General features: G+C 72.4%; 11 protein-coding genes. 7 read left to right on the plus strand and 4 right to left on the minus strand.

Features of this window, described 5'->3' with window-relative positions; all coding sequences use genetic code 11:
* Nucleotides 1-80: 80 nt before the first annotated feature.
* From npdG to OG417_RS19100, 3 genes are all read left to right on the plus strand, one after another.
* Nucleotides 81-761 carry an NADPH-dependent F420 reductase gene (gene npdG, locus OG417_RS19090; RefSeq protein ID WP_329257586.1) on the plus strand — a complete coding sequence of 227 codons (681 nt, stop codon included), beginning with the start codon at nt 81-83 and terminating at the stop codon, nt 759-761.
* Entirely contained in the window at nt 758-1,720 is a 963-nt protein-coding gene (locus tag OG417_RS19095; RefSeq protein ID WP_329257588.1) for a ketopantoate reductase family protein, read from the plus strand. Before npdG ends, OG417_RS19095 begins: the two co-directional genes overlap by 4 nt.
* Nucleotides 1,721-1,784: 64 nt before the next feature.
* Nucleotides 1,785-2,516, plus strand: a complete 732-nt coding sequence (locus OG417_RS19100; protein ID WP_329257591.1) for a helical backbone metal receptor — start codon at nt 1,785-1,787, stop codon at nt 2,514-2,516.
* A 60-nt stretch (nt 2,517-2,576) separates the two neighbouring features.
* Here the strand turns inward: OG417_RS19100 and OG417_RS19105 are convergent, their stop codons facing one another.
* Together OG417_RS19105 and panB are read right to left on the minus strand one after the other, a co-directional pair.
* Nucleotides 2,577-3,581, minus strand: a complete 1,005-nt coding sequence (locus OG417_RS19105) for an asparaginase domain-containing protein (protein ID WP_329257594.1) — start codon at nt 3,579-3,581, stop codon at nt 2,577-2,579.
* A 126-nt stretch (nt 3,582-3,707) separates the two neighbouring features.
* Nucleotides 3,708-4,532, minus strand: coding sequence for a 3-methyl-2-oxobutanoate hydroxymethyltransferase (panB, locus tag OG417_RS19110; protein ID WP_442875702.1), 825 nt, complete (start codon nt 4,530-4,532; stop codon nt 3,708-3,710).
* 222 nt (nt 4,533-4,754) lie between these two features.
* Between panB and OG417_RS19115 the strand changes: the two genes are divergently transcribed.
* The 3 genes from OG417_RS19115 to OG417_RS19125 all read left to right on the plus strand — a co-directional run bounded on the left by OG417_RS19115 (nt 4,755) and on the right by OG417_RS19125 (nt 9,396).
* Entirely contained in the window at nt 4,755-6,314 is a 1,560-nt protein-coding gene (locus tag OG417_RS19115; RefSeq protein WP_329257600.1) for an MFS transporter, read from the plus strand.
* 14 nt (nt 6,315-6,328) lie between these two features.
* Nucleotides 6,329-7,012: a TetR/AcrR family transcriptional regulator gene (locus OG417_RS19120; protein ID WP_329257604.1), complete on the plus strand. Its 684-nt coding sequence runs from the start codon at nt 6,329-6,331 to the stop codon at nt 7,010-7,012.
* A gap of 326 nt (nt 7,013-7,338) precedes the next feature.
* The gene (locus OG417_RS19125) at nt 7,339-9,396 is read left to right on the plus strand and encodes a SpoIIE family protein phosphatase (RefSeq protein ID WP_329257607.1); all 2,058 of its coding nucleotides are present in this window, start codon (nt 7,339-7,341) and stop codon (nt 9,394-9,396) included.
* A gap of 23 nt (nt 9,397-9,419) precedes the next feature.
* Here OG417_RS19125 and OG417_RS19130 read toward each other — a convergent pair whose 3' ends face one another.
* Nucleotides 9,420-11,264 carry an NAD+ synthase gene (locus OG417_RS19130; RefSeq protein ID WP_329257610.1) on the minus strand — a complete coding sequence of 615 codons (1,845 nt, stop codon included), beginning with the start codon at nt 11,262-11,264 and terminating at the stop codon, nt 9,420-9,422.
* 87 nt (nt 11,265-11,351) lie between these two features.
* Complete coding sequence (locus tag OG417_RS19135) at nt 11,352-12,776, minus strand: MFS transporter (protein WP_329257613.1); 1,425 nt, start codon at nt 12,774-12,776, stop codon at nt 11,352-11,354.
* Nucleotides 12,777-12,850: 74 nt separating this feature from the next.
* On the opposite strand from OG417_RS19135, the gene OG417_RS19140 reads away from it, so the two are divergent.
* The gene (locus OG417_RS19140) at nt 12,851-13,585 is read left to right on the plus strand and encodes a TetR/AcrR family transcriptional regulator (RefSeq protein ID WP_329257616.1); all 735 of its coding nucleotides are present in this window, start codon (nt 12,851-12,853) and stop codon (nt 13,583-13,585) included.
* The last annotated feature ends 1 nt before the right edge of the window (nt 13,586 follow it).

Below are 13,586 nucleotides of genomic sequence, written 5' to 3' on the forward strand. Positions count from 1 at the left end.
ATCGGCGGCATCTTGGGAAAGTCGCGTACCGCCGTACCCGGCGACGGACCGGATGAGGCGGCTTTGGCAGGATCGCCCTCATGACCACTTCCCAGGCTGAAGCACCGGACGTCAGCGGCCTGTCCATCGGGATCCTCGGCGGTACCGGAGACCAGGGCAAGGGCCTGGCCCGCCGCTTCGCGCTCGCGGGTCACCCCGTGATCATCGGCTCGCGCAGCGCCGAGCGCGCCCGGCAGGCGGCCGAGAGCCTCGGCGACGGGCTGAACGCCCGGGGCGAGGAGAACTCCGTCGTCGCCCGCGAGGCCGACATCGTGATCGTCGCCGTGCCGTGGGACGGGCACAAGTCGCTGCTGGAGTCGCTGCGCGACGACCTCGCCGGCAAGATCGTCGTGGACTGCGTCAACCCGCTCGGGTTCGACAAGCAGGGCGCGTACGCGTTGCCGGTCGAGGAGGGCAGCGCCGCCCAGCAGGCCGCGTCGGTGCTCACCGGCAGCACCGTCGTCGCCGCGTTCCACCACGTCTCGGCGGTCCTGCTGCTCGACCCGGAGGTCGACAAGGTCGACCTTGACATCCTCGTGCTCGGTGACGACCGCGCGGCCACCGGCACCGTGCAGGCGCTCGCCGGCCGGATCGCCGGGGTGCGCGGCGTGTACGGGGGCCGGCTGCGCAACGCCCACCAGGTCGAGGCGCTGACCGCCAACCTCATCTCGGTGAACCGCCGCTACAAGACGCACGCGGGTGTGCGGGTGACCGGCATATGAGGTTCGTCGTCTACGGCGCGGGCGCCATCGGGGGGACGGTCGGCGCCCAGCTGTTCCGCCACGGGCACGACGTCACGCTGATCGCCCGCGGCGCCCACTACGAGACCGTCCGCGACCACGGCCTGCGGCTCGACACGCCCGACGAGAGCGTCACGCTGGACATCCCGGTCGTCTCCCGCCCGGCCGACGTGAAGTTCGCGCCGGGTGACGTGGTGTTGCTCGCCATGAAGACCCAGGACACCCTGGCCGCCCTCGCGGAGCTGTCCGCCGCCGCCCCGCCCGAGATCGTCGTGGCCTGCGCGCAGAACGGCGTGGAGAACGAGCGCCTCGCCCTCCGGCTGTTCCCGGACGTCTACGGCGTGTGCGTGGTGCTGCCGGCGGCGTTCTCCGAACCCGGAGTGATCGAGGTGTACCTGGCCCCCGTCACCGGTCAACTCGACGTCGGGCGCTATCCGCGCGGCGACGACGAGACGGCGCGCTCGCTCGCCGAGGCGTTCACCGGCGCGACGTTCGAGTCGCAGGCGCGGCCGGACGTCATGCGCTACAAGTACGGCAAGCTGCTGAACAACCTCGGCAACGCGGTCGAGGCGCTGCTCGGCCCCGGCGACCAGGGCAAGGAGATCGTCCACCGGGCCCGCGAGGAGGGCGCCGCCTGCCTGCGGGCCGCCGGCGTCGACGCGGCGGACGTCCGGCCCCTCGTCGGGCGGTCCCGGCCCGTGCGGGGCCGTCGCCGCACCGGCGGCTCGACGTACCAGAGCCTCCAGCGCGGCACCGGCGCGGTCGAGGTCGACTACCTCAACGGCGAGATCGTCCTGCTCGGCCGGGAGCACGGCGTGCCGACGCCGGTCAACGAGCTGCTGCGGCGGCTCGCCAACCGCTCGGCGCGGGAGGGGCGCGCCCCCGGCCGGATGACCGCCGAGGAGTTCTGGACGGCCCTGGAGGAGAACACGGGCCAGTGAGTGAGCGGAGCGAGCGAATCCAAGGCACGCGACCGGGGATCGCTCCTCCGGCGAAGGAGGGCTCATGAGAGCGGCTCCCGCGCGGGTGCGGCGCGTCGTGTCGCTCGTGCCGTCGCTGACCGAGGCGATCGCGGCGACCGCGCCGGACCTGCTGGTGGGCGCCACCGACTGGTGCGTCCACCCGGCGGGCCTGGACGTCGTACGCGTGCGGGGCACCAAGAACCCCGACGTCGACCGGGTCATCGCCCTGGAACCCGACCTCGTCGTGGCCAACTTCGAGGAGAACCGCGCGGCCGACCTCGACCGGCTGCGCGCGGCCGGGGTCCCGGTGTGGGAGACCGTCGTCCGCGACCTGCCCGAGGCGCTGTCGGAGCTGGCGGCGATGCTCGCGGCCTGCGGCCTGGAGGAGCCCCCCTGGCTGGACGCCGCCCGTACGGCCTGGGCGGACGTGCTGGACGAACCACCCCCGCCCGCGCGTACGGCGGTGGTGCCGATCTGGCGGAGGCCGTGGATGGTGCTGGGCCGCGAGACGTTCGCGGGCGACCTGCTGGCCCGGCTGGGCGTCGCCAACCTCTACGCGGACGACCCGGAGCGGTACCCGAAGGTCACGGTGGAACGGATCCTGGACCGCCGCCCGGACCTGGTCGTCCTGCCGGACGAGCCGTACGCCTTCGGCCCCGGCGACGGCCCGGAGGAGTTCCCGGACGTGCGGGTGGCGCTGGTGAGCGGACGCCACCTGGAGTGGTACGGCCCGTCGCTCGCCGAGGCCCGGCGCGTCCTCACCGCCTCGCTCTAAGACCCGCGCGCGGGGCCGGTCGGGACGGCCCCTCACCGGCGACCCGGGCCGGGGCCCGGCTCAGAGCCGTGCCTGGCCCGGGCGTTCGGCGGCGACGAAGGCGGCCAGCACGGCGTCGCGGTCGCGGCCGGTGGCGAGCAGCAGGTGCATCAGCACGCGCGCCTTCCGCGGGTCGAGAGACGTCGTCGTGAAGGCGTCGTGGCCCGTGGCGGAGGCCAGGACCACCGGGATGCGGGACGCGGCCGTCGCCAGCGCCCGGACGACCGGGTCCGGAGCCCCGCCCGCCACGACCAGGCCGTCGCAGCGTTCGGCCAGCGCGGCCGGCAGTTCGCCGTCGTCGCCGAGGACGGCCGTGTGCAGGCCGACGCGCGGCGTGCGGTCGCCGGTGGGGACGTCGCGTACGGTCAGGCGCTCCGGCGGGCGCCACCGCAGGCGTACCGATCCGGCGGTGACGCGGCCCAGCGGCCCGGCGCCGGGGGAGGACAGCTCGTGCGCGCCGGTGCGCCGGACGTATCGCGCCGCGTGGACCTCGCCGTGCGCGACCGCCAGGCAGCCGGAGCCGGCCGGCGCGGCGGCGGCGACGTTGACGGCGTCCGCCACGTCGACGGCACCGCCCGGACCGGCGGCGAGCACGAGCGGCGCGTCGCCGGCGTGCAGGAGGTCGAGCGCCCAGGCCGTTTCGTCGGGCGTGTCACCGCCGTCGACGACCACGACGCCCTCGGCGCCTTCGGCGAACGCCCGAGCCACGGCGTCCGCCAGCGCGTACACGCCGGCGAAGTCCACGGCGGGCGCCGGCAGCGTACGGGCCTCGACCGTCACACCCGGGACGGCGCCGACGACGTCGCGGGCCGCGGCGTCGTCCGGAGCGAGCAGGACGATCGCTTGGCGCGGCACGCCCTGCTCAACGGGAGCCGGAGCCGACGCTGGAACCGGAGCCGACACCGGAGGCGGAGCCGTGCCGGTGTCGGGCGGCAGCGTGTCCGTGGTCGCGGTGGCGCGCCGGGGCGGCGTGACGGTCCACGACGGCGGGATCGGCCACGGTGGCGGCCCTGGGGAGAGGGTCATGTCGCGTCTGTCCTCCGGCGTCGTGCGGACGCCGAAGCGCCCGCTCCGTGATCATGCGTTGTACCGAACCTATTGCATGATCACGGATGGCGGGCGACCGACTCAGCGCTAGGCGTGCCGGACGGCTCAGTGATAGGCGTGCTCGGGCGCCGGGAAAGCGCCGGACACGACGTCCGCGGCGTACTCCTGGACCGCCGAGCGCAGCACCCCGGCGACGTCGGCGTACTTCTTGACGAACTTGGCGGTGTGCGGCGTCAGCCCGGCCATGTCCTGCCAGACGAGGACCTGCGCGTCGGTGCCCGCCCCGCCGCCGATGCCGATGGTCGGGATGGACAGGGCCCTCGTGACCCGCTCGGCCAGTTCCGCCGGGACGCATTCGAGCACGACCGCGAACGCGCCCGCCGCCTCGAGTGCCTTGGCGTCGGCCATGAGGCGCTCGCCGGCCTCGCCGCGGCCCTGGACGCGGTAGCCGCCGAAGACGTTCACCGACTGCGGCGTCAGGCCCAGGTGCGCCATGACCGGGATGCCGGCCGCGACCATGGCCTCGACCTGCGGGAGTACGCGCTCGCCGCCCTCCAGCTTGACGGCGTGGGCGCCGGCCTCCTTCAGGAAACGCGTCGCGTTGCGCAGCGCCTCTTCCGGACCGGTCTGGTACGACCCGAACGGCATGTCGGCGACGACCAGCGCCCGTGACGTGCCGCGGACGACCGCCGCGGTGAGGGGGAGCAGCTCGTCCACGGTGACCGGCACGGTCGAGTCGTAGCCGAGGACGACCATGGCACCGGAGTCGCCGACGAGCAGCACCGGGATGCCGGCGTCGTCGAACACGCGCGCGGTCAGCGCGTCGTACGCGGTGAGCATGGGCCACTTCTCGCCGCGCTCCTTGGCCGCCGCGATGTCGCGGACGGTGACGCGGCGTCCGGTCTGGCCGCCGTACAGCCCAGTGGACATGGTCGGCCGACTTTCAGATGCAGACATCGAAACCTCCAGCCTCGAGGCGCCGCTCTGGCGTCCCCGGACACACCGATGATTACACGCGCGCAACGGCCGGAACACCCCCGAAAATTTCCTGGTCCATAGTGAAACGGGACCGTTGCGTATCGATCGGGAAGAGATCGAAGCTCGGCGGTGTTCAGATACGCGACAGACCCGTATCGAATCCTGAAGGGCCAGATGGATCCGCAGACCATCCACAAGAGGCGCTGGACGATCCTGTACGTCCTCGTCGTCTGCCTTCTCGTCGTCGTGCTCGACAACACCGTCCTCAACGTCGCCCTGAAGACCATCGCCGACCCGCGCGAGGGCCTGGGCGCCTCCCAGGGGCAGCTCGAGTGGGCGATCAACTCCTACACACTCGTCTTCGCCGGCCTGCTGTTCACGTTCGGCGTGCTCGGCGACCGCGTCGGCCGCAAGCGGATGCTGATCATCGGCATGGCGCTGTTCGGCCTGTCGTCGCTGGTCTCCTCCTACGCGCAGTCGCCGGACCAGCTCATCCTGGCCCGCGCGGCCATGGGCCTCGGCGGCGCGGCGGTCATGCCGCAGACGCTGTCGGTCATCGCGAACGTCTTCGAGCCGGAGGAGCGGGGCCGCGCCATCGGCGTCTGGGCCGGTGCCGTGGGCGTCGCGATCGCCCTCGGCCCGATCCTCGGCGGCCTGCTGCTCGACCACTTCTGGTGGGGATCGGTCTTCCTCATCAACGTCCCGATCGTGATCGTCGGCGTGATCGCCATCGCCCTGGTCGTCCCCGAGTCGCGCGGACGGCACATGAAGATCGACTTCGGTGGCGTGCTGCTGTCCATCGCGGGCCTGGTGCTCGTGACCTACGGCATCATCGAGGGCGGTGAGAAGACCGCGGTGTTCGTGCCGCAGGTGTACGGCCCGGTGCTGGCCGGTGTGGTGCTCCTCGCCGTGTTCGCCTGGTACGAGACCCGCATCGAGCACCCCTCCCTCAACGTCCGGCTCTTCCGCGACGGGCGGCTGTCCGCCTCGGTCGGCGCCATCGCGCTCGTGTTCTTCGCGCTCGGCGGCGTCGTGCTGTTCATCTCCCTGTACGTGCAGAGCGTGCGCGGGTACTCGCCGCTGGGCGCGGGCCTGCTGACGATCCCGCTCGCGGCCGGGCAGCTGCTCGTCGCGCCGCGCAGCGCCCGCCTCGTCAGCCGGTACGGCGCGCGGCGCGTGGCCGCGACCGGTCTGACCATGGTCGCCGCCGCCCTGCTGAGCTACCACGTGACCGCGACCGTGGACAGCCCGATCTGGCTGCTGGAGATCACGTTCTTCGTTCAGGGCGCGGGCATGGGCATGGTCATGCCGCCGGCCACCACGGCCGTCATGTCGGTGCTTCCCCGCGAGCAGGCCGGCTCGGGCTCGGCGATCAACAACATCGCCCGCCAGGTCGCGGTGGCGCTGGGCGTCGCCGTGCTCGGCTCGCTGGTCACCTCGATCTATCGCACGGGCATGAAGCCGCACCTGACGGCGCTGCCCGCGAGCCTTCGGGGGGCCGCGTCGGAGTCCATCGGGGCCACCGCGGGCGTCGCGGACAAGCTCGGCCCGGCCGGCCGCGCGCTGATGGGACCGGCGCACGAGTCGTTCGTGCACGCCATGCACGTGACGTCCGCCATCTCCTCGGCCGTCGCTCTCCTGGGTGCGTTCGTCGTACTCCGGTGGATGCCGGGTAAGAGCCCGGAGGAGAGCTTCGAGGTCTCGACCGAGGAGCGAGAGCCGATCGAGGTGTGAGACGGTGATGCGCGATGAGTCAGACGCGTGAACGCCCTCCCGCTCAGGCCGCCGGAGGGTCGCCCGGCGCCGGAGGCTCCCAGAGCTCCGCGGGCGCCGGGAGGCAGCCGGGAGCGGCGAGGCCGCCGGGCCGCCCGCGCAGCGAGCGCGCCGACAAGGCGATCGTCGAGGCGACGGTGGACCTGCTCGCCGAGGAGGGCGGGGTGACGGGGGTCTCGATCGAGGCCGTCGCCGCCCGCGCCGGCGTGGGCAAGACCACGATCTACCGCCGCTGGCCGAACAAGGAGGCGCTGATCATCGACGCCCTCGCCGCGCTCAAGGAGCCGTTCCCGGCCCCCGTCGGCGCGTCGGTCCGCGACGACCTGGTCGCGATCGCGCAGGCGTTCGTGTCGAACAAGACGGACCGCAAGCGCCTCGACTGCTACTGGAGCATCATGGGCGGCGCCGAGCGTTATCCGGACCTGATGGCCCGCTTCACCCGCGAGGTCATCGAGCCCCGGCGCGACGTCATCCGCCTGGTGCTGCGGCGCGGGGTGGCGTCGGGCGAGCTGCGGGCGGACCTGGACGTCGAGACCACGCTCTGGCTCATCATGGGCGCACTGGCCCAGCGGGCACGCGCGTTCGGCGTGGGCCCCGTACCCGATGACTTCGCCACCAGGGTGGTCGACACCCTGATGACGGGAATCTCCGGGCGCTGAAGTCCGGCCCGTACGGCGGCGGCACGACATACCCCGGGGTATGGCGGGCCGCCGCTCGCCACATCCATGCGGGGAACCGAAACACCGGGACCGTTCGGGCATCCGGCCGGGCGCACACGTCTTACGCTCGGTCCATTGCGAACGGTGCCTCGCCGATGCGAGTGACGGGACTTCCGGATCTGTGATCAACTGGTGGGCATGCTCTCGCAACCTGCAGTCGACAATTGTGATTTGTCTCGTATTTAGCTGCTAAGTAGACATACTTGACTCAGAGCAAGGGTGCGTGGCGGCGCCGGACAGCGGGACAACGGAAGGGTTCGTCAGTCATGGCCGATTCTTCGGCGAGAACGCTCGTGCTCGGCATCGGCCGTTCCGGCGAGATCCTGCAGTGCGGACAGAACGCTCCCGGTGTCGTCGGTCGCGCTCCGGACGACATCGTGGGCACCGACGCGGCGGACCTGTTCTCCGCCGACGCCAAGGAGGCCCTCACCGGCCTGCTCGACGCCCTCGGCACCAACCAGGAGCGCACCGCGGTCCTCAGCGTGGCCGACGACGACGGCCTCCGTGACGCCGTGGTCACCGTCGTGCCGATGCACGGGCGGGACAGCGAGTCCGGCCTGATGATGATCCGGGTGGCCGTCACCGACCTGGAACGCTTCACCGACCCGGCACTGATGCGCTGGGCGCTGCTGGACGACGCGCTGCCGCGCATCAGCGCGATGCTCGATCTCGAACAGATGGCGCAGGAGCTCGCCGGCGTGGTCGTGCCGCACTTCTGCAACTCCGCCGGCGTGCTCATCCGCGAGAGCATCATGGGCGCCGACGAGTTCCCCTCCTTCTCCCCGGAGGGCACGGCCATCCTGCACCGCCTGGCCGTCGCCTCCGACAGCGACTTCCCCCGCTGGAGCGCGGCCTTCCCCGCCGGCGAGGTCCTCGCGTACCCGCCCGGCACCCCGTACGTCCGCTGCATGGCCACCGGCGCGCCCGTCCTCGAACCCCACCTCGACACGCGCGCCGCCCGCGAGATCGCGCGAGCCTGGCGGCGGCCCCCCGTCGGACGGCTGCTCGACGGCGTCTCCATGGTCCTGCTGCCGCTGATCGCCCGGGGCACGACACTCGGCTTCATCGTCTGCACCCGCAGCGACGCGCACCGCGCCTTCGACGCGTACGACGTCGAGATCGGCATGGACTTCGCGGCCCGCGCCGCCCTCTACATCGACAACGCGCGCCGCTACAGCCGGGAGCGCGCCACCGCGCTCACGCTCCAGCGCAGCATGCTGCCCACCGGGCTCACCGCGCCGTCCAGCGTCGAGATCCGCCACCGCTACCTGCCGGGCAACCAGCTGATCGAGGTCGGCGGCGACTGGTACGACGCCATCGCGCTTCCGGGCGGGCGCGTCGCCCTCATCGTCGGCGACGTGGCCGGCCACGGTGTCCGCGCCGCGGTCACCATGGGCCGGCTGCGTACCGCGCTGCAGACGATCGTCAACCTGGAGCTGTCGCCGGCCGAAGGCCTCCAGCAGGTCGACGCGCTGATGCGGGGCATCGGCGAGCGCGAGCCCGCCTTCGCGACCTGCGTGTACGCCGTCTACGACGCCACGGACGGCACGTGTGAGATCGCCTCCGCCGGTCATCTGCCGCCGCTGCTGCTCCGGCCGGGCGGCAAGAGCGAGTTCCTCGACGTCTCGCCCGCGCCGCCGCTCGGCGTCGGGGAGGGCATGATCGAGTCCCGGAAGTTCACGATCGGCGACGGCGCCATCCTCGTCCTCTACACCGACGGGCTCGTGGAGAACCGCGGGCAGGACATCGACGACGGCCTGGCCCGGCTGCGGCGCGTGTTCGGCCCGGAGGCGCTGCTCAGCCCGCTGGAGGATCTCGCCAAGGCGACCCTCGACGGCGCGTACTCCGACCACGAGCGCGACGACATCGCCGTGCTCATCGCGCGGCTGCGGCGGCTCCCGGAAGATCACGTGGTCACGATGACCCTTCCGGCCCGGCCGTCGGCGGTACGCGAGGCGCGCGGGAAGGTGCGCGGCACTCTCGGCTCGTGGGAGCTGGACGAGCTGTCCTTCACCGCCGAGCTGCTGGTCTCGGAGCTGGTCACCAACGCACTGCGGTACGCCACGGGCGACATCGGCCTGCGGATGCTGCTCGACCGCACCCTGGTCTTCGAGGTGCGCGACGGCTCCGACGCCCTGCCGCGCGCCCGGCAGGCGGCCGACGACGACGAGAACGGCCGGGGCCTGCAGGTGGTGCACCGCCTGGCCAAACGCTGGGGCGCCCGCCTCGAGGGCCAGGGCAAGGTGGTCTGGTGCGAGGTGGACCTGCCCGGCGGCGGCGACCGCGTCCTGGAGTCCTGGCCCGGCGAGGCCCTCCACCTCTGACCCCGGCGGATCCGGCGGTGGCGTCAGGCGCCGGTCGAGGTCTGCTTCGTATCGACTCTCGCCGGGTCGCCGGTGTGCGGGGCGGCGATCTCCCGCCAGCGGTTCGTGATGGGCAGCCGGCGGTCGCGGCCGAAGTTCTTCGGCGTGATCTTCGGGCCCGGGGGGTACTGCCGGCGCTTGTACTCCGCCGCGTCGACCAGCCGGATCACGCGTTCCACCAGCGCGCGGTCGTGACCGGCGGCGATCAGCGCGTCGTGGCCCATGTCCTTTTCGACATAGTCGTCGAGCAGCGCGTCGAGGATGTCGTACGGCGGGAGCGAGTCGGTGTCGAGCTGGCCGGGCCGTAGCTCGGCGGACGGCGGCTTGTCGATGATGTTCCGCGGGATCGGCGGCGTCGTGGAGGCGCGCACGAGCGGGGGCAGGCCGGCGATCTGCGCGTTGCGCCACTCGCACAGCGCGAACACCGTGACCTTCGGCACGTCCTTGATCGGCCCGAAGCCGCCGGCCGAGTCGCCGTAGAGCGTCGAGTAACCGGTGGCCAGCTCGCTCTTGTTGCCGGTGGTCAGCACCAGATGACCGTGCTCGTTGGACAGGCCCATGAGGATGTTGCCGCGCACCCGGGCCTGGAGGTTCTCCGCGGCGAGGCCGGTCAGGTCCAGCTCGGCCTCGTACGCGTCGACCATGCCGCGGATCGGCACCGTACGCGCGTGGATGCCCTGCCGTTTGACCAGATCCTCCGCGTCGGTGATGGAGTGCTCGCTGGAGTAGCGGCTCGGCATCAGGACCGCGTGGACGTTCTCGGGCCCGATGGCGTCGGCGGCGATCGTGGCGACCAGCGCGGAGTCGATGCCGCCGGACAGGCCGAGGATGACCGAGCGGAAGCCGTTCTTGCGCACGTAGTCGCGCACGCCGAGCACCAGCGCGCCGTACACCTCGCCCAGGTCGCCGAGCGGCTCGGCGCAGGGCGGCGTCTCCGGCGCGTACGGCGGGACCGGCGTGGACGACAGCAGCACCCGCTCGATCGTGATGGTCGTGCCGTCGTGCGCGTCGGCCGGTGTCTCGCCCGGCTCGAACTCCGCCGGCGCGTCCGGCAGCTCGACGTCGGCCACCAGCAGGTCCTCGGTGAACTGCGGGCCGCGGGCGAGCAGTTCGCCCGTGCCGGACACGACGATCGAGTCGCCGTCGAAGACCAGCTCGTCCTGGCCGCCGACGAGGTTGACGTACGCCAGCGCGCAGCCCGCCTCACGTGCCCGCCGCGCGCACAGCTCCAGGCGCACGTCGTCCTTGTTGCGCTCGTACGGCGAGGCGTTCGGCACGACGAGCAGCTGCGCCCCGGCCTCGCGCGTCACCGTCACCGGCCCGCCGTCCTGCCAGAGGTCCTCGCAGACGGCCACGGCGACGTCGACGCCGTGCAGTCGCAGGACCGGCAGCCGGTCGCCGCGCATGAAGTAGCGGTACTCGTCGAAGACGCCGTAGTTCGGCAGATGGTGCTTTGCCGTACGGACCGCGACCCGGCCCTCGTACAGGACCGCGGCGGCGTCGAGCGGCGCGCCGGCCGGCTGCCCGACCCGGTCCACCACGTCGGCACGCCGGTCCAGGTACCCGGCCACCACCGGGATCGCGCCGAGCCCCTCGTCGGCGAGCCGCCGCGCGGTGGCCTCCAGCGTCTCGATGGACGCGTCGACGAAGGACTTGCGCAGGACGAGGTCCTCGACGGGATAGCCGGTGAGGAACATCTCGGGGAACACGACGAGATGGGCGCCGCGCCCGGCCGCGCGCCGGGTCCACTCGATGATCAGGTCGGCGTTCCCGGTGAGGTCGCCGACGGTCCCGTTCACCTGTGCGAGAGCGATGCGCAACTGTGCCACGGCACCGAGCCTAAGGCGTGGGGTCCGGCCGCCGGGCACCCGGGCGAGCGCTGAAGATCGACGGCACCACGCTCCTGCGGCCCGTGGTCAGTGAGCGGCCTGCCGGGAGTGCTTCGGCAGGAGCCCGGCCAGCGGCAGTAGCAGGACGTTGACGCCGGCGCAGATGCCGAACACCAGGTCGGCGGCGGTGAGGTAGGACGGGACGGAGGGCCGTCCGACGCGGGCGAAGAACACGGTGCCGAGGGCGGCGACGCCGATGGCGCCCGCGAACTGCTGGGCGGCGTTGAGCACGCCCGCGCCGGTGCCGACCTCCTCGGCGGTCGCGTCGCCGAGGACGAAGTCGAACAGCGGGACGAACAGCAGCCCGGAACCGACGCCGGTGACGAGCAGGGCCGGTGCCAGCCTCCCCACGGTGACGGCGGCGCCCCAGTGCGCGGTGGACCACCAGAGAGCGAGCAGGCCGACGGCGGCGACGGACAGTCCCAGGTGCAGGTTGGCGCGCCCGAGCCTCTCGGCGAGCACCGCGCCCGACAGCAGCGTGGCGACCGCGGTGCCCACCGCCCAGGGGATCAGCGCGAAGCCGGTGTGCAGCGGCGTCCAGCCCATGCCCGACTGGAGCAGCAGGTTGATGACCAGGACGAACGCGCTGAGTGAGGCGTAGAACCCGCCGACGATCAGCAGGCCGGCCACGAAGCTGCGCCTGCCGAACAGCGACGGGGTGATGACCGGGTGGTCGCTGCGGCGCTCGGACCGGACGAACAGCCCGAAGGCCACCAGTGCGGCGGCGATCATCGCGTAGGTCCACGCGGGCCAGCCCAGCTCGCGTCCCTGGATGAGCGGCACGATCAGCAGCGCCGAACCGGCGGTGAGCAGGCCCACGCCGAGGAGGTCGAGGCGTGCGCCGCGGTCCTCGCCACCGTGCCGCGGCAGAACGCACCCGCCGAGTGCGGCGGCGAGGACGCCGAACGGGACGTTGATCAGGAAGATGGAGCGCCACCGGCCGCCGAACAGGTCCAGGTGCAGCAGCCACCCGGCGAGGATCGGCCCGGCGACCATGGCCAACCCCATGATCGGGCCGAAGGGCATCAGCGCCTTGCGCAGGTGCTCGGGCGGGAAAACGATCTTCACCAGTGCCATGCCCTGCGGGATCATCACCGACCCGAACAGGCCCTGGAACAGGCGGGCGACGATCAGGAACCCGGCGCCGGGCGCGAGGCCGCAGGCCAGCGACGCGAGAGTGAATCCGGCCATGCCGAGCAGGAACAGCCGGCGGCGGCCGAGCAGGTCGCCGAGCCTGCCCGAGGTGACCAGGCCGAGGGCGAAGGCCGCGGTGTAGGCGGACAGCACCCACTGCAGCGTCATCGGCCCGCCGCCGAGGTCGGTGCGGATCGAGGGGCCGGCGAGGTTGGCGACGCTGGTGTCGATGAGGTCCATGAGTTCGGCGATGACCACGACCACCAGGACCAGCCACGCCCGGCCGAGGGGAAGCGGAGCCGTGCGAGCCGACTCCAACGAACTTTGTTCATTTCTCACGAACTAAGTTCTTAGATGACGAACTTAGTTCGTGTCAAGCTATACTGGTCGCCATGCCCGCCGATCCCCGACAGCGCCGCGCGGCCCGTCACGCCCAGCTCCCCGCCGACTCCGCGCCGGCCGCGCCGCGCAAGACGCCCATCACGGCCGACCGGATCACCGACGCCGCGCTGCAGGTCGTCGCCGCGGAGGGCTACGACGCGCTGACGATCCGCCGGGTCGCCGCCGTCCTCGGCACCGGGCCGTCCTCGCTGTACGCACACATCGTGAACAAGGACGACCTCGACGATCTGCTCATCGGCCGGCTCTGCGCCGAGATCGAACTCCCCGAGCCCGACCCGGCCACGTGGCGGCGGCAGATCCTCGACGTCTACGCCCAGATCCGCGACCAGTACCTGAAGTACCCCGGCATCTCCCGCGCCGCACTGGCCACGGTCCCCACCCATCTCGAAACGCTGCGGGTCAGCGAAGGAATCCTGGCGATCCTGCTCGCCGGAGGCATCGAGCCGCAGACCGCGGCGTGGGCACTCGACGCGCTCACGCTCTACACCGGTGCCTACGCCTTGGAACACTCACTCGTCCGGCAGCGACGACAACGCCACGACCACGACTGGGTCCTCGGCCGGGAAGAACTCCTCGGCCGGTTCAGCGCCCTGCCCGCCGACCGCTTCCCGCACACCCGGCGCCACGCGGCCGAACTGACCTCCGGCACCGGGCACGACCGGTTCGACTTCACCCTGAATCTGATCATCGACAACCTCACCGCACACCGCGGTGCGTCGAGCTGAC

This window comes from Actinoallomurus sp. NBC_01490 (assembly GCF_036227085.1).
Lineage (GTDB): Bacteria > Actinomycetota > Actinomycetes > Streptosporangiales > Streptosporangiaceae > Actinoallomurus > Actinoallomurus oryzae.

Bases quoted from the DNA above. Each gene is read 5' to 3' on its own strand.
- npdG (WP_329257586.1), top strand. From the start codon at position 81: ATGACCACTTCCCAGGCTGAAGCACCGGACGTCAGCGGCCTGTCCATC.
- OG417_RS19095 (WP_329257588.1), top strand. From the start codon at position 758: ATGAGGTTCGTCGTCTACGGCGCGGGCGCCATCGGGGGGACGGTCGGC.
- OG417_RS19100 (WP_329257591.1), top strand. From the start codon at position 1,785: ATGAGAGCGGCTCCCGCGCGGGTGCGGCGCGTCGTGTCGCTCGTGCCG.
- OG417_RS19105 (WP_329257594.1), bottom strand. From the start codon at position 3,581: ATGACCCTCTCCCCAGGGCCGCCACCGTGGCCGATCCCGCCGTCGTGG.
- panB (WP_442875702.1), bottom strand. From the start codon at position 4,532: ATGTCCACTGGGCTGTACGGCGGCCAGACCGGACGCCGCGTCACCGTC.
- OG417_RS19115 (WP_329257600.1), top strand. From the start codon at position 4,755: ATGGATCCGCAGACCATCCACAAGAGGCGCTGGACGATCCTGTACGTC.
- OG417_RS19120 (WP_329257604.1), top strand. From the start codon at position 6,329: ATGAGTCAGACGCGTGAACGCCCTCCCGCTCAGGCCGCCGGAGGGTCG.
- OG417_RS19125 (WP_329257607.1), top strand. From the start codon at position 7,339: ATGGCCGATTCTTCGGCGAGAACGCTCGTGCTCGGCATCGGCCGTTCC.
- OG417_RS19140 (WP_329257616.1), top strand. From the start codon at position 12,851: ATGCCCGCCGATCCCCGACAGCGCCGCGCGGCCCGTCACGCCCAGCTC.